Source organism: Delftia sp. ZNC0008 (assembly GCF_000799035.1).
Lineage (GTDB): Bacteria > Pseudomonadota > Gammaproteobacteria > Burkholderiales > Burkholderiaceae_C > Comamonas > Comamonas tsuruhatensis.
The window spans coordinates 1-20,591 of record NZ_JTKZ01000278.1; the positions used below are offsets into that span (position 1 = coordinate 1).

Here is a 20,591-nt window from a genome sequence, read left to right on the forward strand (position 1 = left end):
AAAGCCGAACAGGCTCTTGAGCCAGGCAAAGAAGCCTTGTTCGCGGACCACGACGGGGGCGGCGGCCGGTGCGGGCGCTGCCGCCGTGGCTGCAGGCTTGGCGTCGCGCTGCTGGCCGTTGGCCGGGCGGTTGCGGCTGCCTTCGGGACGAGGCTCGGCAATGGGAGCCGGCATGTCCGGCAGCACACCCTTGATCATGGGTGTCTGCTTGTTGGTGGGCTCCTGCGAGCGGCGTGTCACCGTGGTTTCGGTGTCCAGCTCTTCGGCCAGCTTGTAGCTGGCTTCCATGCTTTCCAGGCGCGCATCGTCGTGCTTGAGGCGCTCGAGCTTGTAGTGCGGCGTGTCCATGGACTTGTTGGGGACCATGATCACGTTGACGCGCTGCTTGAGTTCGATCTTGGTGATCTCGCCGCGCTTTTCGTTGAGCAGGAAGCTGGCCACTTCCACGGGCACCTGGCAGTGCACGGCGGCCGTGTTGTCCTTCATGGACTCTTCCTGGATGATGCGCAGGATCTGCAGCGCAGAGCTTTCCGTGTCGCGGATATGGCCGGAGCCGCCGCAGCGCGGGCAGTTGATGTGCGCGCCTTCGGACAGGGCGGGCTTGAGGCGCTGGCGGCTCATTTCCATGAGGCCGAACTTGCTGATGGTGCCGAACTGCACGCGCGCACGGTCCTGGCGCAGCGCGTCGCGCAGGCGATTCTCGACTTCGCGGCGGTTCTTGCTCTCCTCCATGTCGATGAAGTCGATGACGATCAGGCCGCCCAGGTCGCGCAGGCGCATCTGGCGCGCGACTTCGTCGGCGGCTTCCAGATTGGTGCGGGTGGCGGTTTCCTCGATGTCGCCGCCCTTGATGGCGCGGGCCGAGTTCACGTCGATGGAGACCAGGGCCTCGGTGTGATCGATGACGATGGCGCCGCCCGACGGCAGGGTCACGGTGCGCGCGTAGGCCGATTCGATCTGGTGCTCGATCTGGAAACGGCTGAACAGGGGGGCATCGTCGCGGTAGCGTTTGACGCGGGCGGCATGCTCGGGCATGACGTGCTGCATGAACTGCTGCGCCTGCTCGTAGATGTCGTCGGTGTCGATGAGGATGTCGCCGATGTCGCCGTTGAAGTAGTCGCGGATGGCGCGGATCACCAGGCTCGATTCCTGGTAGATCAGGAAGGCGCCCTTGGCCGACTTGGCTGCGCCGTCGATGGCGTTCCACAGCTTGAGCAGGTAGTTCAGGTCCCACTGCAGCTCGGGCGCGGTGCGGCCGATGCCGGCGGTGCGCGCAATGATGGACATGCCCTTGGGGTACTCGAGCTGGTCCATCGCCTCCTTGAGTTCGGCACGGTCCTCGCCCTCGATGCGGCGCGAGACGCCACCGCCGCGCGGGTTGTTGGGCATCAGCACCACATAGCGGCCGGCCAGCGAGATGAAGGTGGTCAGGGCCGCGCCCTTGTTGCCGCGCTCTTCCTTCTCGACCTGGACGATCAGTTCCTGGCCTTCACGGATGACTTCGTTGATGCGGGCCTGGCTGGGCGAGACGCCTTCGGCGAAATACTGCTTGGAGATTTCCTTGAAGGGCAGGAAGCCGTGGCGGTCCTCGCCGTAGTCGACGAAGCAGGCCTCAAGGCTGGGCTCCACGCGCGTGACCACGGCCTTGTAGATGTTGCCCTTGCGCTGCTCGCGTCCTTCGATCTCGATCTCGTAGTCGAGGAGCTTTTGTCCATCGACGATGGCAAGGCGCCGCTCTTCCGACTGCGTGGCGTTGATGAGCATCCGTTTCATGATGCGTTTCCTTTATTCGTTTTCTCTGGGGCGCGCCGGGGTGCAGCCTCTGCTGCCAGACCGTCACGCCTTTGACTTGTAATCAAAGACAGGCTCGCGAGGGAGCCGAGATGCCGGACTGACGCATTGAAACGAAAGGAATCGCCGAATGCCTTGCTTCTTGAGACCTGGCTCAAGTCAGCAATGGGGGCAAGGGCAGGGGGACGAGAGCGATGAGAGAGGCACGCCGTCCAGCTTCAAGCGAAGCTGCTGCACGTGCAGGGCAGGCGGGAGGCTTGGGGGCGGCAATGATCCTGGGCGCAGGCGTTTTCCTGCTCCACAGCGTGACCATCCATGCCCAAAAGATCCACATGCTCGCTTTTGATCCGCTGGCAGCGGCGGACGCCGGGTCCGACCCCTTCTGCCAGCTTGAGATTCCGTATCAGTGTTTCAATTCGTCAGCCACAACCGATGCAACGACGAACTTCGCAGGCCATCTTTTCCTGCTGTTTCGCGTGCATGACACCGGATGGCATCGACCTGCCTGTGCGGGGAAATGGTTGTTTGGACTAAACTCCATGAGAATCAACCACTTATAAATAGTTCGGCACAGGTGAAACACATTATAGAGGGCAAACCGGCAGACGACCGTTCCCTGAACGCAGCCACTGCCGCAGTGCGGCTGATCGAAGTCGATGACGATTCGGCCGGACAGCGGTTGGACAACTTTCTCATACGCCATCTCAAGGGCGTTCCCAAAACCCATGTCTATCGCATCATCCGCAGTGGAGAAGTGCGCATCAACAAGGGACGCGTCAGTGCGGAAACCCGCGTCTCGACCGGCGATGTCGTTCGCGTGCCGCCCGTGCGCATTTCCGAAAAAGTCGCCGAAAAGGCCGAGCGGCCTGCACCCGCCAGGGACTTCCCCAGTCTGCTGGAAGACGAGCATCTGATTGCCATCGACAAGCCTGCCGGTGTGGCCGTGCACGGGGGCTCGGGCGTGAGTTTTGGCGTCATCGAGCAATTGCGCCAGGCGCGGCCGCAAAGCCGCTTTCTGGAGTTGGTGCATCGGCTCGACCGCGAGACATCCGGCATCTTGCTGGTGGCCAAGAAGCGCTCGGCGCTGACGCATCTGCAGGACCAGTTCCGCGAGCGCGAAACCGGCAAGACCTATCTGGCGCTGGTCCAGGGCACCTGGCCTGCCAATCGCAAGGTGGTTGATCTGCCGCTGCACAAATACCTGCAGGCCGACGGCGAGCGCCGCGTGCGGGTGACCACGGCCGATGATCCTGACGGCATGCGCTCCGTCACGCTGGTGCGCGTTCGCAGCACGCTGGCGCCCCAGCCCCTGCTGGGTCTGCCGGCCATGAGCCTGCTGGAGGTGACCATCAAGACCGGGCGCACGCACCAGATCCGCGTGCACCTGTCCAGCCAGGGGCACCCGATTGCGGGGGATGACAAGTACGGGGACTTCGACCTGAACCGCCGGTTGCAGAAACAGGGGCTCAAACGCATGTTCCTGCACGCATGGCGGCTACAGTTCACACACCCGTCCAGTGGTGAGCGGGTGGAATTGCGCGCCGAGCTTCCCGAGGAGCTGGCCCGTTTCGCCGGCTGACGCCGGATTTGACTCCTTGCAGACATGACAACTCCTGGTTCTTCCGAGATATACCGTGCGCGCCGCTTCGACCTCATCGCCTTCGACTGGGATGGGACGCTGTCGGATTCCACCGCGGTGATCGTCAAGTGCATTCAGGCGGCCGTGGCCGATGTGGGAGGCACGCCCCCCAGCAATGAGGCGGCCTCCTATGTGATCGGCATGGCGCTGATGCCGGCATTGGCGCGTGCGGCGCCCGATGTGTCGCCCGAGAAATACCCGGAGTTGGGCAACCGCTATCGCCACCATTTCATCAAGCACCAGGACGACATCAGCCTGTTCGTCGGCGTGCTGCCCATGCTGGCGGCGCTGCGCGAGCGCGGCCACCTGCTGGCCGTGGCCACGGGCAAGAGCCGGCGCGGTCTGAACGATGCGCTGCAGGACCCGCAACTGCGCGGCATGTTCGACAGCTCGCGCACGGCGGACGAAACCGCCGGCAAGCCCAACCCGCTGATGCTGCAGGAGCTGATGGCCGAATTCGGCGTGGAGCCTGGCCGCGTGCTGATGATCGGCGACACCACGCACGATCTGGAACTGGCCCGCAATGCTGGCTGTGCCAGCGTGGGCGTGGGCTATGGCGCGCATCCCACCGACGGCTTTGGCGTGCTGCAGCCGTTGCATGTGGCGCAGAGTGTTGCGGATTTGCATCAGTGGCTGCTGGCCCATGGTTGAGTCGTCATGCCCGCGTCAGCGCGGGAATCCATGCTTGTGAGGTGCGCTGGTGACCGTTGATCGCATCGTTTTGTGTGCCAGCGAGGCCTTGCAGGAAGGTGCGAATGCCGTGCCTTTCGACGTGGTCTACGCGGGGCATGCCTGCCGCGCATTCGCCATCCGCTTCGAGGGACAGGCGCATGCCTATCTGAACCGCTGCACGCACGTGGCCATGGAGATGGACTACCAGCCAGACCGCTTTTTCGATGATTCCGGGCGTTGGTTGCTGTGCGCAACCCATGGTGCGGTCTATGCGCCGGACAGCGGCGCCTGCGCTGGCGGCCCCTGCCGTGGCGGCCTGGTGAAAATCTCCCTGAGCGAAAGCGCGGGGGTGGTGCACTGGCATACTGCCGATAACCTGAAACCCGTCGAGTTCTGACATGACTTCCCCCATACCCCCGGAAAATCCTGGCTCCGCATCGCACCCTTCCCCGGGTGCGGACCTGTGGGCCCGGGCCACGCCCGCCGCGGCGGCTGCCGATGCGCGAACGGCGGCATCGAGCGGCTGGGAGCGGGACGTGCTGGAAAAGCTGGTCTTCGCCACCATCAACGAGCAGCGCGCCTCGCGCCGCTGGCGCCTCTTCGGCCGCCTGCTGTGGACGGCACTCATCCTGGTGGTCCTGTGGGTGCTGTTTGCCAAGGACACGGCGACCACGACCAGCTCCTCTCCGCATACCGCAGTGGTCGAGGTCAAGGGCGAGATCGCTGCAGGCGCCGACGCCAGCGCGGAATTCGTGGTGGCCGCCATGCGCAGCGCCTTCGAGGACTCGGGCTCGCGTGCCGTCGTGCTGCTGATCAACTCGCCAGGCGGCAGCCCGGTGCAGGCCGGCATCATCAATGACGAAATCGTGCGGCTCAAGGGCAAGTACGACAAGCCCCTGTATGCCGTGGTGGAGGAAACCTGCGCTTCGGCTGCTTATTACATTGCTGCCGCGGCCGACGAGATCTTTGTCGACAAGGCCAGCATCGTGGGCAGCATCGGTGTGCTCATGGATGGCTTCGGCTTCACGGGCGCCATGGAAAAGCTGGGCGTGGAGCGCCGCCTGCTGACGGCTGGCGAGAACAAGGGCTTCCTGGACCCGTTCAGTCCCATGTCCGAAGCACAGCGCGCCCATGCCCATCAGATGCTGGGTCAGATCCACTCGCAGTTCATCAACGTGGTCAAGGCCGGCCGTGGCGATCGCCTGCACGAGACGCCCGAGACGTTCAGCGGCCTGTTCTGGACGGGTCAGCAGGCCGTGGAGATGGGCCTGGCCGACAAGCTGGGCAGTCTTGACTACGTGGCCCGTGAAGTGGTCAAGGCGGAAGAGGTGGTGGATTACACGCGCCGCGACAACGTGGCCGAGCGCCTGGCCAAGCGTTTTGGCGCGGCCTTCGGTGGAGGTGCCGTTCAGGCGCTGCGCTCCAGCCTTCCGTCTCTGCGCTGATTTCCCTGGCGTCTGCCAAGATGCAAAAAGCCCGCCTTCTTGTGGAAGGCGGGCTTTTTTTGCTCATCGAGTAAGACAGTCTCAGCGACCGATGGAAAACACCACCGGCGTGCGGTTGTCCGGCACTTCCTTGTGCTGGCGCCATTCGCGCACCAGACGGCTTTCGATGCGGGCGCTCTCCAGTGTCAGGCCGCAGGCCAGCGCCAAGCGCGTATGGGGTTGCAGCGTCTGCAGCAAGGCCTGCCACAGCGCGGCGTTGCGGTAGGGCGTCTCTATGAACTGCTGGGTCTGGCCTTGGCGCAATGCCAGGGTTTCAAGCTCCTTGATGCGCTGAACCCGCCCGTCAGCGTCCTGCGGCAGGTACCCCACAAAAGCATAGTTCTGTCCGTTGAGTCCGCTGGCGGCCAGGGCCAGCAGCAACGACACCGGACCGATCAGGGGCACGACCCGTATGCCCAGATCATGCGCGGCGCGCACGATGGAGCTGCCGGGGTCGGCCACGGCGGGCATGCCGGCTTCGCTGACCAGTCCCATGTCGTGGCCCAGCAGCAAGGGGGCGAGCAGTGGCTTGGCATCGAAGACCGCCGCGCCCTTGTCGCCGTGGTCGCCCTTCTTGTGGGCCTCGCGCGGCAGTTCTGTGATCTGCTGGGCTTGCAAGGGCTGGGCCAGGGCGTGCAGTGCGTCAATGCGCTTCAGGTAGGCGCGCGTGCTTTTGGCGTTTTCGCAGATCCAGTGGGTCAGGCGTGCAGCGGTGCGCAGTGTTCCATCGGGCAGGACCTGCGTCAGCGGCGTTTGCTCGTCGCAGCCGAAGTCCAGCGGCGCGGGCACCAGATAGAGCGTTCCTCTGGTGGGTTGGGTTGCAGCATCGTTCATGGCAGCACGGCTCCTGCGGCGCGCAGCAGCTGGCAGGTGCGGATCAGCGGCAGGCCGATCAGCGCCGTGGGGTCGTCGCTGACGATGGCATCCAGCAGCGCGATGCCCAGTCCTTCGCTCTTGGCGCTGCCTGCGCAGTCATAGGGCTGTTCGGCGCGCAGGTAGCGTTCGATCTCCGCGTCGTTGAGATCACGAAACCGGACCTGGACGGTGACCACATCGGTCTCGGCAAAGCCGCTTTCCCGGCAGACCACGCTCACGGCGGTGTGGAAATTCATCTGGCGCCCGCTCATCTGGCGCAGTTGTTCGGTGGCGCGCTCGTGGGTGCCGGGCTTGGACAGCGGCATGCCATCCAGCTCGGGTACCTGGTCGGAGCCGATGACGACGGCGCCCGGGTGCAGCGCCGCCACGGCCTGTGCCTTGGCCAGGGCCAGTCGCAACGAAAGTGCATGCGGTGTTTCGCCGGTCAGCGGTGTCTCATCGACTTCCGGGGACACGGTCTGGAATGGTAGTTGCAGCCGCTCCAGAAGTTCGCGGCGGTAGCGTGAGGTGGAACCAAGGATCAGGGGGCGTGCCAGGCCGGGAGCCTGGGCTAAGGCGAGGTGGGAAGCTTGCATGCCCGGATTCTCTTACACTGCCCGCATGAGCAAGGAATTTTCTGCGGCCCGTCTCGATGTTCGCGCTTTTGCGCAATCGGCGGGCCATCTCCAGGGTCAGTCGGCGCTTTCGGCCTTTCCTCGTCTGGCCGAGGATGCGCAGCCGGATGCCGCTGATGGGCACGGCGAGGTGCACTGGCAGGCTGACGGCGAACTGGTCGAGCAAACCGGCGGCTCGGGTCAGGTCTGGCTGCATCTGCAGGCCGATGCTGTCGTTCCGATGGTGTGCCAACGCTGCCTCACTGTGGCACCCATCTCCCTCCAGGTCGATAGGTCTTTCCGCTTTGTTGCGGACGAGACCACGGCCGAGTCCGAGGATGACGAGAGCGACGAGGACCTGCTGGTGCTCAGCCGCGAATTCAACCTGCTTGAACTCATAGAGGATGAGCTGCTCATGGAGTTGCCCGTGGTGCCACGCCACGACAGCTGCCCCGAGCCGGTGAGCATGCAGTCCAGCGACGCAGACTTCGAGCAGGCCAGCGAGGACAAGCCCAATCCATTTGCCGTGCTGCGCGGGCTGGATGTGGGCAAGTCAGCCGACTGATTGCGATGTCCGGAAAAAAGGCCGAGGCCGGGAAAAGCGATTGCGCTATAATCAAGGGCTTCGCGCGAAACCCCCTCGTGTCTTTAATGGGCTGATCGCGTTTTTTACCAACCCTTTTCAGATACACAGGAGCCATCATGGCTGTTCAGCAGAACAAGAAGTCCCCCTCCAAGCGCGGTATGCACCGTTCGCACAACGCACTGAATGTGCCTGGCATTGCCGTGGAACCCACCACCGGCGAAACCCATCTGCGTCACCACATCAGCCCCAACGGCGTGTACCGCGGCCGTCAAGTGCTGAAGAACAAGTCCGAAGCCTGATCTTCGACCGTTCCCGCAGGGCCCGCGGCTACAGTTTTCGTAGCGCGGGCTTTTGTTTTTTCTGATGGTTGCTCCTATCTTTCCAGGCCTTGCAACAGGCTTGCCAGTCGCACATGATCACTTTGGCCGTTGACTGCATGGGGGGTGATCACGGCCCCCGCGTCACGCTTGCGGCGTGCCGCCAGTTCCTCGATTCCCACCCCGATGCCCGGCTGCTGCTGGTCGGCCAGCCCGATGCGCTGGCTGGCTTTGCGCATGAGCGCGCCAGTGTGGTGCCGGCCTCGGAAGTGGTCGGCATGGATGATCCGATCGAGATGGCGCTGCGCAGGAAGAAGGATTCCTCCATGCGCATCGCCATCCAGCAAGTCAAGGATGGCGCGGCTGCCGCTGCTGTGTCGGCTGGAAACACGGGTGCGCTGATGGCCATCTCGCGCTACCTGCTCAAGACACTCGATGGCATTGATCGCCCTGCCATCGCACCCCAGTTGCCCAATGCCAAGGGCGAGGCCACAACGGTGCTGGACCTGGGTGCCAATGTGGACTGCTCGGCCGAGCATCTGCTGCAGTTCGCCGTCATGGGCTCGGCCCTGGTGTCTGCCCTGAACAACGAAGAGGCACCCTCGGTGGGTTTGCTCAACATTGGCGAAGAGCAGATCAAGGGCAGCGAGGTCATCAAGCGCGCTGGCGAACTGCTGCGCGCGGCCGGCAAGGCCGGTCATCTGAATTTCTACGGCAACGTCGAAGGCAACGACATCTTCAAGGGCACGACCCAGGTCGTGGTCTGTGATGGCTTTGTGGGCAACGTGGCTCTCAAGTCTTCCGAGGGCGTGGCGTCCATGATCTCCAATGCCCTCAAGCAGGAGTTCAAGCGCAACATCTTCACCAAAATGGCAGCCATCGTTGCCTATCCGGTGCTAACTGCTTTGATGAGGCGCGTGGATCATCGCCGCTACAACGGCGCGGCGCTGCTGGGCCTTCGCGGGTTGGTCTTCAAAAGCCATGGATCGGCCGATGCCTTGGCTTTCGAGCACGCGCTGAAGCGCGCGTATGATGCGGCCCGCAACAACCTGCTCGACCGTGTCCGTACCCGTATCTCCGCAGCCCTGCCTCTGTTGCTGGCTGCGCAGTCGGAATCGGGACCGTCGGCGCCCTAATACAGATGAGACGCTACGCACGCATCACCGGCACGGGCAGTTACCTGCCACCCCGCCGACTCACCAATCACGATCTGGCAGCCGAACTGGCCCAGCGCGGCATCGAGACCTCGGACGAGTGGATCGTCGAGCGCACCGGCATCCATGCCCGACACTTTGCCGCGCCAGAAGTGGCCAGCAGCGATCTGGCCTTGGAGGCATCGAAGAAGGCGCTGGAAGCCGCCGGCTGCCAGCCGCAGGATATCGATCTGATCATCGTCGCCACATCGACGCCGGACATGGTCTTCCCATCCACGGCATGCATCCTGCAAAACAAGCTCGGCGCCAATGGCTGTGCGGCCTTTGATGTGCAAGCCGTATGCAGCGGCTTTGTCTACGCCCTCACCGTGGCCGACGCCATGATCCAGTCCGGCGCTGCGAGCCGCGCGCTGGTGGTGGGCTCCGAAGTATTCAGCCGCATCCTGGACTTCAACGACCGGACGACCTGCGTGCTGTTCGGTGACGGTGCCGGAGCCGTGGTGCTGGAGGCGTCCGAGCAGCCAGGCATCCTGGCTTCCGACCTGCATGCCGACGGCAAGCATGTCGGCATCCTGTGCGTGCCAGGCAATGTCTCCGGTGGCCAGATCCTCGGTGATCCGCTGCTGAAGATGGATGGGCAGGCCGTGTTCAAGCTGGCGGTCGGCGTGCTGGAGAAGGCCGCTCGCGCCACGCTGGACAAGGCAGGGCTCACCGATGCCGACATCGACTGGCTGATCCCCCATCAGGCCAACATCCGCATCATGCAAAGCACGGCGCGCAAGCTCAAGCTGTCCATGGACAAGGTGGTGGTGACGGTGGACCAGCATGGCAACACGTCGGCTGCCTCGATCCCCCTGGCGCTGGACCACGGCGTGCGCAGTGGCCAGGTCAAGCCCGGTCAGACCGTGCTGCTGGAAGGTGTTGGCGGCGGCTTCACCTGGGGTGCGGTACTTCTCAAGATGTGATGCGGGATGCCTGCCTGAGGGCAGGCGCCCATGGCGCGGCCTTTATTTTTGAAAATCATGAAGAAGTTTGCATTCGTCTTTCCTGGTCAGGGTTCGCAATCGGTGGGCATGCTCGACGGATGGGGTGACCATCCCGTCGTGGCCCAGACCTTGGTCGAAGCCTCCGATGCCCTCGGCGAAAACATCGGCCAGCTGATCCAGCAGGGGCCGAAGGAAGCTCTGGCGCTCACCACCAATACCCAGCCTGTGATGCTGGTGGCCGGTGTGGCTGCCTGGCGCGTCTGGCAGGCCGAAGGCGGCGCGCTGCCCGACGTTGTGGCGGGCCACTCGCTGGGTGAGTACTCGGCCCTGGTCGCGTCAGGTGTGCTGACCCTGGCCCAGGCTGCGCCGCTGGTGCGGCTGCGCGCGGCTGCCATGCAGGAGGCCGTTCCCGTGGGAACCGGTGCCATGGCTGCCATCCTGGGGCTGGATGCCGACAAGGTGCGCGCAGGCTGCGCAGAAGTCACGGCGGCATTGGGTGGTGCGGAAGTCGTCGAGGCCGTGAATTTCAACGACCCCTCGCAGACCGTGATTGCCGGCAGCAAGGCGGCTGTCGAGAAGGCCTGCGAGGCCCTCAAGGCCGCAGGCGCCAAACGTGCGCTGCCGTTGCCGGTGTCGGCGCCTTTCCATTCCAGCCTGATGAAGCCTGCGGCCGAAAAGCTCAAGGCGGCGCTGGCTGCCACCGTGCTGGCTGCACCGCGCATCCCAGTGCTCAACAACATCGACGTGACAGTGCAGCAGGATGCCGACGCCATTCGCGATGCGCTGTATCGCCAGGCCTTCGGTCCGGTGCGCTGGGTGGAATGCGTTCAGGCCATGAAGGCCCGCGGCGTCGTCCACCTCATCGAGTGCGGTCCCGGCAAGGTGCTGATGGGCCTGACCAAGCGGATTGACGCGGACCTGACGGCCGCTGCCCTCTATGACCCGGCCACGCTGGCCGACGTGAAAGAATCCCTCGCATGACTGACAACCAGAACAAGCCCCAGGTTGCCCTGGTGACGGGTGCCTCGCGCGGCATCGGTGCCGCCATTGCCCAGGAGCTGGCAGCACGCGGCTACCGCGTGATCGGCACGGCCACCACCGATGGTGGTGCCGAGAAGATCAGCCAGGCCCTGTCGGCCCATGAAGGCTGCCGTGGCGTGAACCTCAATGTCACGGACGTGACCGCCGTCGATGCCCTGATCGACAGCATCGTCAAGAATGACGGTGGCCTGCATGTGCTGGTCAACAATGCCGGCATCACACGCGACACCCTGGCCATGCGCATGAAGGACGATGACTGGGATGCGGTGATCGACACCAATCTCAAGGCGGTTTTCCGAGTCAGCCGTACGGCCATTCGGCCCATGATGAAGCAGCGCTTCGGACGCATCATCAACATCACCAGCGTCGTTGGTGCCTCCGGAAACCCCGGTCAAGCCAACTATGCAGCTGCCAAGGCCGGCGTTGCCGGCATGACGCGTGCGCTGGCCCGTGAACTGGGCAGCCGCGGCATCACGGTCAATTGCGTGGCTCCGGGCTTCATCGCCACCGACATGACGGCGGAGCTGCCTGAAGAGCAGAAAAATGCCCTGAAATCGCAGATCGCCATGGGTGATCTGGGCCAGCCCAGCGACATCGCCCATGCCGTGGCCTATCTCGCATCGGCGGGCGCAGGCTACGTCACCGGCCAGGAATTGCACGTCAACGGCGGCATGTACATGTAAGCGCTGCGGCGGCTGCGGGCAGATCCCTGCCAGAAGCCGCCGTTGCTTGCAACCGAAGAGGCCGTTTCCTCGCGACGGCCGGCTGAAGAGGGCGTAAGGTCCGAAACGGCTAGAATCGCGGGTTCATTCACAACCCCCAGAGGGAAACCATGAGCGATATCGAAGCACGTGTCAAAAAAATCATTGCCGAACAACTCGGCGTTGAAGAGTCTCAAGTCACCAACGAAAAGGCCTTCGTGGCTGATCTGGGTGCTGACTCCCTGGACACGGTGGAGCTGGTGATGGCCCTGGAAGATGAATTCGGCATCGAGATCCCCGACGAAGACGCGGAAAAGATCACGACGGTGCAAAACGCCATCGACTACGCCAACACCCACCAGAAGGCCTGACAGGGCCCTGACCCGAGCGATCAGCAGAAGGTTTTACGCATGAGCCGTCGTCGCGTTGTCGTGACCGGCCTGGGTTGCATCTCCCCCGTGGGTAACACGGTGGGCGACGCCTGGGCCAATCTTTTGGCCGGCCAGTCCGGCATTGACCTCATCACCAAGTTCGATGCCTCGAACTTTGCCTGCAAGATTGCGGGCGAGGTCAAGGGATTCGATGTGGAGTCGTACATGAGCGCCAAGGATGCGCGCTCCATGGACACCTTCATCCATTACGGCATCGCTGCTGCGGCGCAAGCCGTGCAGGACTCAGGTCTGCCCACGGGCGAGGCCTTGTCGGATGATCTGGCTACGCGCATCGGCTGTGTGATCGGTTCGGGCATCGGCGGCTTGCCGCTGATCGAGAACACCCACGCAGAACTGGCTGCGCGCGGACCGCGCCGCATCACGCCGTTCTTCGTGCCTGCCTCCATCATCAACATGGTGGCTGGCCATGTGTCCATGCGGTTTGGCTTCAAGGGGCCGAATCTCGCCGTGGTGACTGCCTGCACGACCGGGCTGCACTGCATAGGCGAAGCAGGACGCATGATCGAATACGGCGATGCCGATGTGGTGGTGGCTGGTGGCACGGAAGCCACGGTCTCCCCGCTGGGCGTCGGCGGCTTTGCCGCCATGCGCGCACTGTCCACGCGCAATGATGATCCCAAGGCCGCCTCGCGTCCCTGGGACAAGGACCGCGACGGCTTTGTGCTGGGCGAAGGTGCAGGCGTGCTGGTGCTGGAAGAGTACGAGCATGCCAAGGCCCGCGGTGCCAAGATCTATGCTGAACTGTGCGGCTACGGCATGAGTGCCGATGCCGGCCACATGACGGCGCCCAACATGGACGGCCCGCGCCGCGCCATGCTGTCAGCTCTGCGCAACGCCGGCATCAACGCCGACCAGATCGATTATCTGAATGCGCACGGCACATCCACGCCGCTGGGCGACCTCAACGAGACCAATGCCATCAAGGCGGCTCTGGGCGATCACGCCAAGAAAATCGTTGTCAGCTCGACCAAGTCCATGACCGGTCACCTGCTGGGTGGCGCTGGCGGCATCGAGAGCGTCTTCACCGTGCTGGCATTGCACGAGCAGAAGATTCCCCCGACCATCAATCTGGACAACCAGGATCCCGAGTGCGATCTCGACTACTGCGCCAACACGGCACGGGATGCGAAGATCGAAGTGGCAGTGAAAAACAACTTCGGGTTCGGCGGCACCAACGGAACGCTGGTGTTCAAGCGAATCTGAGGCCTGCACGCCTCACCATGAAAAGCCCGCCCCGCAAGGGAGCGGGCTTTTTTATTTCTCCCATGGGTCAGGGCGCGTCCGGCAGGGGTGGGATGCATGTCAGACACGCTGCGGTTTTGCGACACTGCAGGCATGATGTCACGCCATGCCCCGCCCGCAGTCCGCCATCCGCTGAATCCACCGCGTGGGTCGGTCGCATGCCTGTGCGCGCTTTGGCTGCTGGCGGCCATGCTTTTGCTGGCGTGGGCGCTTGATCTACAGTCCGGATGGGGGCCTGCCGTCGTGGCTGTCACGGGTTCTCTGGTTGCAGCTGCAGGCATGTGGCATGGATGGCGCGCCCTGGGCAGAGGCTTTGTTGCATGGGATGGCGCGCAGTGGTGGCTTGGTGAGGCAGCCGCTGCCCACGATGCGCAGCCGGTGCTGCTGCAGGTGCGCGCTGACGGTGGTCAATGGCTATGGGCGCAGGCCCGACCCGTTTCGACGGGGTCTTTGCGCTGGCGAAGTTCCCGCTGGCTGCTGCTGTCTTACAGGCAGAGTCCTGAAACCTGGGGTGATTTGCGGCGTGCTGTATATTTCCCGCCCAGACCTACAGAACGCGCGCAGTGACTGCGCCAGGGCCGCCACGGCCCGTCTTCACCGATTTCATGACGCCTCCCGAATTCCCGCCTTCTTCTGCCGACAGCGACCTGGCTCTGGTCGAGCGCACCAACGCAGGAGACATGCGGGCCTTCGAGCTGCTGGTCATCAAGTACCAGCGCCGCATCGAGCGCCTCATTGGCCGCATGGTGCGCGACGTGGACCTGGTGCCTGACATTGCGCAGGAAACCTTCATCCGGGCCTATCGGGCGCTGCACCAGTTCCGGGGTGATGCCCAGTTCTACACCTGGCTGTATCGCATCGCCGTGAATACTGCCAAGAAGGCGCTGCTGGACATGAAGCGCTCGCCGCTGATCACCGAAAGCGCGTTACACAACGGGGATGACGATGATGAAACTTCCCGGCTCAGCCAGGAACTAACCACCGAAGAAACACCCGAAACGATCCTGGCGGCCCAGGAGATTGCCCAGGCAGTCAACGCCGCCATGGAGGCCTTGCCCGAAGATCTCCGTCAAGCCGTCACGTTGCGGGAAATCGAAGGCCTGAGCTACGAGGAAATCTCGAGCGCCATGGGTTGTCCCATAGGCACCGTGCGTTCACGCATCTTCCGTGCACGCGAAGCGATTTCAGCGAGAGTCAAGCCTTTGCTGGAGCGCCAGTCTGGCAAGCGGTGGTAGCAACGGGTGATGGCCATCGGGTGGCGCATTTTTTGGGTACAGGGTCTCAGAGCAGACAGGCAGGTGATTGATCATGAATGACTATCTGACGAAGCGCGAACAATTGTCGGCATTGGCTGATGGCGAACTTTCTGCCGCGGAGCTGCAGGCCGCGCTGGCCTATGCGCAAAGCGATGCAGGCCAGCAGGAATGGCGCATGTACCACCTGGTGGGCGATGTGCTGCGCTCCCCTGAGCTGGCGCACCACAGCCGGCACGATCTGCTTTCCGGAATCCGCTCCCAGTTGGCCAACGAGCCGCGCCGCCCCCTGGTTCCCGTCGCCGCAGACGAGCTGGAGCAGGTCGCGCGCCCGGCGCACGGCAGGGCCGTCGTCAATGGCGCGCCGCTGCACGATGCAGCCAATGCGTCGGTATTCCGCTGGAAGATGGCTGCGGGTTTTGCTTCCGTGGCGGCCGTGGCTGCCATTGGCTGGAGCGTGATGCTCGGCGCGCCTGCAGGCCCCGGTGCGGCGCCGGGCCGGGCATTGGCCGCCCTGGAAACGGGGGCGCCTGCAGCGGCTGCTGTCGCTGGAAATGCCCAGGACTTCCCTCTCGGAGATACGGCCCAATCCTCTTCGGTGGTGGCTGTGGCAGGCCCTTACGGCCAAAGCGTCATGCTGCGTGATCCGCGCCTGGATGCGCTGCTGGCCTCCCATCCGCAATACAGTGGTCCGGCCACGTTGCAGATGCCGGCCAGCTTCCTGCGCAATGCCAACTTCGCCTCGGCACCGCGCGCGAACCAGCGCTGAATCCCGCAGGAGAGCATGGCTCTCCTGCCTTCTTTTGCACCCGCGTCCAGCCGTTCGGCATTGAAATGGACGCGGGTGCAGTCATTTGTGGCCCATGCACGGCGGTTCGCGCCGCATGCATGCTGCCGATTCGGGAACTAACAGCGTCTTTCAGGCTTCTGAGCCATCGTCTGGCCGGTGAATGCCGGGACTGCGCCAGAATGTGGCGTTCGTCCGAGATGCAAGTCGGCACCGCGTATCTGAACAGGCCGCCCGGGCGCAATGGGCACGGGGGCAACACAATGATTGAGAAGGAAAGGATCACCATGACCACAGTTCGATGGAAGACGCTGCAGTCCTGCACACTGGCAGGCGTTCTGGCGCTGGCTGCTGGCAGCGCCTCAATGCTGGTGCCGGTGAGTGCCGCTCATGCGCAAAGCGGTGCCGTGGTGCGGGGTCTGCCGGACTTCACCGACCTGGTCGAGCAGGTAGGGCCTTCCGTGGTCAACATCCGCACGTTGGAGAAGGCGTCGGCCAACTCTGCCGAGGCGCTGGGCATGGATGAGGACATGCTCGAGTTCTTCCGCCGCTTCGGCCTGCCCGTGCCCAATGTGCCGCGCCAACGCCCCCAGCCGCGTTCACAGCCTGACGAGGAACAGCCGCGTGGCGTGGGGTCGGGCTTCATCCTGACGGCGGACGGCTTTGTGATGACCAATGCCCACGTGGTCGAAGGTGCTGACGAGGTCATCGTCACGCTGACCGACAAGCGTGAGTTCAAGGCCAAGATCGTGGGCAGCGACAAGCGCACCGACGTGGCTGTGGTCAAGATCGATGCCACCGGACTGCCCGCCGTGAAGATCGGCGACGTGAACCGTCTCAAGGTCGGTGAGTGGGTGATGGCCATCGGATCGCCCTTCGGCCTCGACAACTCGGTCACCGCAGGCATCGTCAGCGCCAAGCAGCGCGACACGGGAGACTATCTGCCCTTCATCCAGACCGATGTGGCCATCAATCCCGGCAACTCGGGCGGCCCGTTGCTGAACATGCGCGGCGAGGTCGTGGGCATCAACAGCCAGATCTATTCGCGTTCCGGCGGTTTCATGGGGATCAGCTTCGCGATTCCGATCGACGAGGCCGTGCGCGTCAGCGACCAGCTGCGCGCCACCGGCAAGGTCACGCGAGGGCGCATCGGCGTGCAAATCGGGCAGGTCACCAAGGACATTGCCGAATCCATCGGCCTGGGCAAGGCTCAGGGTGCGCTGGTCTCTGCCGTGGAACCCGATTCCCCAGCCGCCAAGGCCGGCGTCGAGGCGGGTGACGTGATCATCAAGTTCGATGGGAAGGCCATTGAGAAGGTCGCCGACCTGCCGCGTCTGGTGGGCAATACCAAGCCCGGAACGCGCAGCACCATCACGGTATTCCGCCGCGGAGCCGCCAAGGATCTGACCATGGTGATCGCCGAAGTCGAGCCCGATGGCGCTCCCCAGGCAAAGGCTGCAGGCAAGGGCAGCACCCTGGTCTCTCAGTCGCTGGGCCTGACGCTGGCCGAACTCACGGATGCCCAGAAAAGGGAATTGGGCATCAAGGGCGGTGTCCGCGTGACGGCCGCTGTCGAGGCGGCAGCACGCGCAGGCCTGCGCGAAGGTGATGTGATCCTGCAACTGGCCAATGTCGAGATCACGGGGCTCAAGAGCTTCGAGGCCACGCTGGCCAAGGTGGACAAGAGCAAGCCGGTGAACCTTCTGGTGCGCCGCGGCGAATGGGCACAGTACGTGCTCATCCGTCCTGCCCGTTGAGGGGCTGGGGCAGGCCGGTTTTTCGGGGTCCTGGGGAATACCCTCGGAATCCGGATCAAGGCCTGCCCATGCCCCTTGGGGCATTGGGTAAAATGCCCCACCAAAGCGTGACGGCTCAAGGCGTCAGAAACCTGTTTTCAAAGAGGATTGTTGCGGTGCAAAAGCACCGCACTATCCGGTGATCGACGGGCTAGAAATGGCTTGTCGGGTCTGTTGATAAACTGTTGATAAATAATTGTGACAGATCAAGCCCGGAGCTTTGCAGGCCTTGTCAGGGCTTGGTTTCCAGCCCTTTTTGCCTACAATAAAGTCCCAACTATCGCAGTTGCCAGAGATTGTTGGTTCGGGGCGCGTCGTTCATGGACGCGCCCTTTTTTCTTGCGCGCCGACCCTGTCGTTTTCCACTTTCACTAGCAGTCCTTCTCGTTGATGAACCACATCAGAAATTTTTCCATCATTGCGCACATCGACCATGGCAAGTCGACGCTGGCCGACCGCCTGATCCAGCGTTGCGGAGGCCTGGCTGACCGTGACATGGAAGCCCAGGTGCTGGACTCGATGGATATCGAGAAAGAGCGCGGCATCACCATCAAGGCGCAGACGGCTGCCCTGCAGTACAAGGCCAAGGATGGTCAGGTCTACAACCTCAACCTCATCGACACGCCCGGCCACGTGGACTTCTCGTACGAAGTCTCGCGTTCCCTGTCGGCCTGCGAGGGAGCGCTGCTGGTGGTGGACGCCTCTCAGGGCGTAGAGGCACAGACCGTGGCCAACTGCTATACCGCGCTGGATCTCGGCGTGGAAGTGACGGCCGTTCTCAACAAGATGGATCTGCCGCAGGCTGACCCCGACAACGCCAAGGCAGAGATCGAGGACGTCATCGGCATCGATGCCAGCGATGCCATTCCCTGCTCGGCCAAGACCGGCATGGGCATCGACGAGATCCTGGAGGCCGTGGTTGCCAAGGTGCCGCCGCCCAAGGGCAATCCCAATGGCCAACTGCGCGCCATGATCATCGACAGCTGGTTCGACACTTACGTGGGCGTCGTGATGCTGGTGCGCGTGGTCGATGGTGAACTCAAGCGTGGCGAGCGCTTCAAGATGATGGCTTCGGGCGCTGCCTACGAAGCCAACAACCTGGGCGTGTTCACTCCGGCCGACGTGCCGCGCGACGCGCTGCGCGCCGGCGAGGTGGGTTACATCATCGCCGGCATCAAGGAGCTCAAGGCAGCCAAGGTGGGCGACACCATCACGCTGGAAAAGAAGCTTCCCAACAATCTGGGCCCTGCCACCGAGGCCCTGCCCGGCTTCAAGGAAATCAAGCCCCAGGTGTTCGCGGGTCTGTACCCCACCGAAGCCAGCGAATATGACCAGCTGCGCGATGCGCTGGAAAAGCTGCAGCTCAACGATTCGTCCCTGCAGTTCGAGCCTGAAGTCTCTCAGGCGCTGGGCTTCGGCTTTCGCTGCGGCTTCCTGGGCCTGCTGCACATGGAAATCGTGCAGGAGCGCCTGGAGCGCGAATTCGACCAGGACCTGATCACCACCGCGCCCAGCGTGGTCTACGAAGTGGTCAAGGGCGATGGCGAGGTCATCCAGGTCGAGAACCCGTCCAAGATGCCCGATGCCGGCCGTATCGAGGAGGTGCGCGAGCCCATCGTCACCGTCCACCTGTACATGCCCCAGGACTATGTGGGCCCGGTGATGACGCTGGCCAACCAGAAGCGTGGCGTGCAGATCAACATGCAGTACCACGGTCGCCAGGTGATGCTGACCTATGAGATGCCGCTGGGCGAGATCGTGCTGGACTTCTTCGACAAGCTCAAGTCGGTCTCGCGCGGCTATGCCTCCATGGACTACGAGTTCAAGGAGTACCGCGCCTCCGACGTGGTCAAGGTGGACATCCTGCTCAACGGCGAGAAGGTCGATGCGCTGTCCATCATCGTGCACCGCTCCCAGGCCACGTACCGCGGCCGGGCCGTGGTGGCGAAGATGCGCGAGATCATCAGCCGCCAGATGTTCGACGTGGCCATCCAGGCCGCCATCGGGGCCAACATCATTGCTCGGGAAACCGTCAAGGCCATGCGCAAGAACGTGCTGGCCAAGTGCTATGGCGGCGACATCACCCGCAAGCGCAAGCTGCTGGAGAAGCAAAAGGCCGGCAAGAAGCGCATGAAGCAGATCGGTTCGGTGGAAGTGCCTCAGGAGGCCTTCCTGGCCATCTTGCAAGTGGAGGATTGATGCAAGCCATGCAATGGATTACGGCCGTCGTGCTGGCGGCTTTCGTGGGCTATATCGGCGCCTGGTACACGGGCTTCATCGAGGGCAACTTCGCGTTGCTGCTGTTCCTGGCCACCGTGGTCACTGGCCTGTACTGGGTGGCCGAACGGCTGTATTTCCTGCCCCGCCGCCGCCGCGCCGCCGTGGCCATCGAGGAGGCTGCCGTGGCGCGCCGCGCAGAACTCGACCGCATGGGCATCGCCAAGACCGACATCGAGGTGTCGGAAGAGGCCAAGGGCCGCATCCTAATGCAGCCCTGGTGGCTTGACTGGACCGCGGGCCTGTTCCCCGTGATCGCCATCGTCTTTGTCCTGCGCTCGTTCCTGTTCGAGCCGTTCAAGATTCCCTCGGGCTCCATGATTCCCACGCTGCTCGTGGGCGACCTGATCCTGGTGAACAAGTTCACCTACGGCGTGCGCCTGCCGGTGATCAACACCAAGATCACCCAGGGCCAGCCGCTGCAGCGCGGCGATGTGGTGGTGTTCCGCTATCCTCCGCAACCCAGCCTGGACTACATCAAGCGCGTGGTGGGCCTGCCGGGTGACGAGATCTCCTATCTGAACAAGCGGCTGACGGTCAATGGCAAGGAAGTCCCGGTCAGCGAACTGCCGGACTTCTTCGACAAGGACGCGATGCGCTACTTCAAGCAGTACGAGGAGTCGCTGGGCGACAAGCCGCACCGCATGATCGTGAACCAGGACGTGCCCGCCTTCATCCAGGGTGCCAGCGGCTTCGAGTTCCGCGAGAACTGCCGCTACAGCGTCGAAGGCATCACCTGCAAGGTGCCCGAGGGCCAGTACTTCATGATGGGCGACAACCGCGACAATTCGCTGGATTCCCGATACTGGGGCTTTGTGCCCGACAAGAACATCGTTGGCCGGGCCTTCTTCGTCTGGATGAACTTCGGGGATTTCAAGCGCATCGGCGGCTTCCATTGATCACATGCATGCCTGAGGGCCGGATGCCCCCAGGCATGCGCGAGG

The 20,591-nt window shown here is 63.5% G+C and carries 21 protein-coding genes; 18 read left to right on the top strand and 3 right to left on the bottom strand.

Annotation, left to right across the window (positions count from 1 at the left end; genetic code table 11):
• Positions 1 to 1,773: Rne/Rng family ribonuclease (locus tag L995_RS09055; RefSeq protein WP_047471164.1), on the bottom strand; the 1,773-nt coding region annotated here is incomplete at its 3' end.
• 212 nt (positions 1,774 to 1,985) lie between these two features.
• Between L995_RS09055 and L995_RS09060 the strand changes: the two genes are divergently transcribed.
• The 5 genes from L995_RS09060 to L995_RS09080 are packed head-to-tail and all read left to right on the top strand — an operon-like array spanning position 1,986 to position 5,547.
• On the top strand, positions 1,986 to 2,351 hold the full coding sequence (locus L995_RS09060; RefSeq protein ID WP_231574394.1) for a hypothetical protein: 366 nt from the start codon (positions 1,986 to 1,988) through the stop codon (positions 2,349 to 2,351).
• On the top strand, positions 2,309 to 3,370 hold the full coding sequence (locus L995_RS09065; protein WP_047471129.1) for an RluA family pseudouridine synthase: 1,062 nt from the start codon (positions 2,309 to 2,311) through the stop codon (positions 3,368 to 3,370). The genes L995_RS09060 and L995_RS09065 overlap by 43 nt, the downstream gene beginning before the upstream one ends.
• Positions 3,371 to 3,394: 24 nt before the next feature.
• A complete protein-coding gene (locus L995_RS09070; protein WP_047471131.1) occupies positions 3,395 to 4,081 on the top strand; it encodes an HAD family hydrolase in 687 nt (228 codons plus the stop codon).
• Positions 4,082 to 4,130: 49 nt separating this feature from the next.
• Positions 4,131 to 4,499 (top strand): Rieske (2Fe-2S) protein, encoded by a 369-nt coding sequence (locus tag L995_RS09075; RefSeq protein ID WP_016451170.1) that lies wholly within the window; start codon positions 4,131 to 4,133, stop codon positions 4,497 to 4,499.
• A gap of 1 nt (position 4,500) precedes the next feature.
• Entirely contained in the window at positions 4,501 to 5,547 is a 1,047-nt protein-coding gene (locus L995_RS09080) for a S49 family peptidase (RefSeq protein WP_016451171.1), read from the top strand.
• Between the two features lie 81 nt (positions 5,548 to 5,628).
• Here L995_RS09080 and L995_RS09085 read toward each other — a convergent pair whose 3' ends face one another.
• Positions 5,629 to 6,420, bottom strand: a complete 792-nt coding sequence (locus tag L995_RS09085) for an SAM-dependent methyltransferase (protein ID WP_047471133.1) — start codon at positions 6,418 to 6,420, stop codon at positions 5,629 to 5,631.
• A complete protein-coding gene (locus L995_RS09090) occupies positions 6,417 to 7,037 on the bottom strand; it encodes a Maf family nucleotide pyrophosphatase (protein ID WP_016447799.1) in 621 nt (206 codons plus the stop codon). The genes L995_RS09085 and L995_RS09090 overlap by 4 nt, the downstream gene beginning before the upstream one ends.
• Positions 7,038 to 7,062: 25 nt before the next feature.
• On the opposite strand from L995_RS09090, the gene L995_RS09095 reads away from it, so the two are divergent.
• The 13 genes from L995_RS09095 to lepB all read left to right on the top strand — a co-directional run bounded on the left by L995_RS09095 (position 7,063) and on the right by lepB (position 20,546).
• Positions 7,063 to 7,620, top strand: coding sequence for a YceD family protein (locus L995_RS09095; protein WP_047217386.1), 558 nt, complete (start codon positions 7,063 to 7,065; stop codon positions 7,618 to 7,620).
• A 137-nt stretch (positions 7,621 to 7,757) separates the two neighbouring features.
• Positions 7,758 to 7,940: a 50S ribosomal protein L32 gene (gene rpmF, locus L995_RS09100; protein WP_012207072.1), complete on the top strand. Its 183-nt coding sequence runs from the start codon at positions 7,758 to 7,760 to the stop codon at positions 7,938 to 7,940.
• A 113-nt stretch (positions 7,941 to 8,053) separates the two neighbouring features.
• Positions 8,054 to 9,094, top strand: coding sequence for a phosphate acyltransferase PlsX (gene plsX, locus L995_RS09105; protein WP_016451174.1), 1,041 nt, complete (start codon positions 8,054 to 8,056; stop codon positions 9,092 to 9,094).
• 5 nt (positions 9,095 to 9,099) lie between these two features.
• A complete protein-coding gene (locus L995_RS09110) occupies positions 9,100 to 10,077 on the top strand; it encodes a beta-ketoacyl-ACP synthase III (protein ID WP_016447796.1) in 978 nt (325 codons plus the stop codon).
• 57 nt (positions 10,078 to 10,134) lie between these two features.
• Positions 10,135 to 11,079, top strand: a complete 945-nt coding sequence (gene fabD, locus L995_RS09115) for an ACP S-malonyltransferase (protein ID WP_047471135.1) — start codon at positions 10,135 to 10,137, stop codon at positions 11,077 to 11,079.
• On the top strand, positions 11,076 to 11,822 hold the full coding sequence (gene fabG / locus L995_RS09120; RefSeq protein ID WP_016447794.1) for a 3-oxoacyl-ACP reductase FabG: 747 nt from the start codon (positions 11,076 to 11,078) through the stop codon (positions 11,820 to 11,822). Before fabD ends, fabG begins: the two co-directional genes overlap by 4 nt.
• 149 nt (positions 11,823 to 11,971) lie before the next feature.
• A complete protein-coding gene (gene acpP / locus L995_RS09125) occupies positions 11,972 to 12,211 on the top strand; it encodes an acyl carrier protein (RefSeq protein WP_003058049.1) in 240 nt (79 codons plus the stop codon).
• 39 nt (positions 12,212 to 12,250) lie between these two features.
• Positions 12,251 to 13,495 carry a beta-ketoacyl-ACP synthase II gene (gene fabF, locus L995_RS09130; RefSeq protein WP_016447793.1) on the top strand — a complete coding sequence of 415 codons (1,245 nt, stop codon included), beginning with the start codon at positions 12,251 to 12,253 and terminating at the stop codon, positions 13,493 to 13,495.
• 644 nt (positions 13,496 to 14,139) lie between these two features.
• Positions 14,140 to 14,769: an RNA polymerase sigma factor RpoE gene (gene rpoE, locus L995_RS09135; protein ID WP_047471139.1), complete on the top strand. Its 630-nt coding sequence runs from the start codon at positions 14,140 to 14,142 to the stop codon at positions 14,767 to 14,769.
• Between the two features lie 73 nt (positions 14,770 to 14,842).
• Positions 14,843 to 15,556, top strand: a complete 714-nt coding sequence (locus L995_RS09140; RefSeq protein ID WP_047471141.1) for a sigma-E factor negative regulatory protein — start codon at positions 14,843 to 14,845, stop codon at positions 15,554 to 15,556.
• Positions 15,557 to 15,861: 305 nt separating this feature from the next.
• The gene (locus tag L995_RS09145; protein WP_026062374.1) at positions 15,862 to 17,331 is read left to right on the top strand and encodes a DegQ family serine endoprotease; all 1,470 of its coding nucleotides are present in this window, start codon (positions 15,862 to 15,864) and stop codon (positions 17,329 to 17,331) included.
• A 429-nt stretch (positions 17,332 to 17,760) separates the two neighbouring features.
• Positions 17,761 to 19,569: a translation elongation factor 4 gene (gene lepA, locus L995_RS09150; protein WP_016447789.1), complete on the top strand. Its 1,809-nt coding sequence runs from the start codon at positions 17,761 to 17,763 to the stop codon at positions 19,567 to 19,569.
• Positions 19,569 to 20,546, top strand: a complete 978-nt coding sequence (lepB, locus tag L995_RS09155) for a signal peptidase I (RefSeq protein WP_016451178.1) — start codon at positions 19,569 to 19,571, stop codon at positions 20,544 to 20,546. Before lepA ends, lepB begins: the two co-directional genes overlap by 1 nt.
• Positions 20,547 to 20,591: the final 45 nt, after the last annotated feature.

Excerpts from the sequence above, each read along its gene's own strand:
- L995_RS09060 (WP_231574394.1), top strand. The coding sequence starts at position 1,986 with ATGAGAGAGGCACGCCGTCCAGCTTCAAGCGAAGCTGCTGCACGTGCA.
- L995_RS09065 (WP_047471129.1), top strand. The coding sequence starts at position 2,309 with ATGGTTGTTTGGACTAAACTCCATGAGAATCAACCACTTATAAATAGT.
- L995_RS09070 (WP_047471131.1), top strand. The coding sequence starts at position 3,395 with ATGACAACTCCTGGTTCTTCCGAGATATACCGTGCGCGCCGCTTCGAC.
- L995_RS09080 (WP_016451171.1), top strand. The coding sequence starts at position 4,501 with ATGACTTCCCCCATACCCCCGGAAAATCCTGGCTCCGCATCGCACCCT.
- L995_RS09085 (WP_047471133.1), bottom strand. The coding sequence starts at position 6,420 with ATGAACGATGCTGCAACCCAACCCACCAGAGGAACGCTCTATCTGGTG.
- L995_RS09090 (WP_016447799.1), bottom strand. The coding sequence starts at position 7,037 with ATGCAAGCTTCCCACCTCGCCTTAGCCCAGGCTCCCGGCCTGGCACGC.
- L995_RS09095 (WP_047217386.1), top strand. The coding sequence starts at position 7,063 with ATGAGCAAGGAATTTTCTGCGGCCCGTCTCGATGTTCGCGCTTTTGCG.
- rpmF (WP_012207072.1), top strand. The coding sequence starts at position 7,758 with ATGGCTGTTCAGCAGAACAAGAAGTCCCCCTCCAAGCGCGGTATGCAC.
- plsX (WP_016451174.1), top strand. The coding sequence starts at position 8,054 with ATGATCACTTTGGCCGTTGACTGCATGGGGGGTGATCACGGCCCCCGC.
- L995_RS09110 (WP_016447796.1), top strand. The coding sequence starts at position 9,100 with ATGAGACGCTACGCACGCATCACCGGCACGGGCAGTTACCTGCCACCC.
- fabD (WP_047471135.1), top strand. The coding sequence starts at position 10,135 with ATGAAGAAGTTTGCATTCGTCTTTCCTGGTCAGGGTTCGCAATCGGTG.
- fabG (WP_016447794.1), top strand. The coding sequence starts at position 11,076 with ATGACTGACAACCAGAACAAGCCCCAGGTTGCCCTGGTGACGGGTGCC.
- acpP (WP_003058049.1), top strand. The coding sequence starts at position 11,972 with ATGAGCGATATCGAAGCACGTGTCAAAAAAATCATTGCCGAACAACTC.
- fabF (WP_016447793.1), top strand. The coding sequence starts at position 12,251 with ATGAGCCGTCGTCGCGTTGTCGTGACCGGCCTGGGTTGCATCTCCCCC.
- rpoE (WP_047471139.1), top strand. The coding sequence starts at position 14,140 with ATGACGCCTCCCGAATTCCCGCCTTCTTCTGCCGACAGCGACCTGGCT.
- L995_RS09140 (WP_047471141.1), top strand. The coding sequence starts at position 14,843 with ATGAATGACTATCTGACGAAGCGCGAACAATTGTCGGCATTGGCTGAT.
- L995_RS09145 (WP_026062374.1), top strand. The coding sequence starts at position 15,862 with ATGACCACAGTTCGATGGAAGACGCTGCAGTCCTGCACACTGGCAGGC.
- lepA (WP_016447789.1), top strand. The coding sequence starts at position 17,761 with ATGAACCACATCAGAAATTTTTCCATCATTGCGCACATCGACCATGGC.
- lepB (WP_016451178.1), top strand. The coding sequence starts at position 19,569 with ATGCAAGCCATGCAATGGATTACGGCCGTCGTGCTGGCGGCTTTCGTG.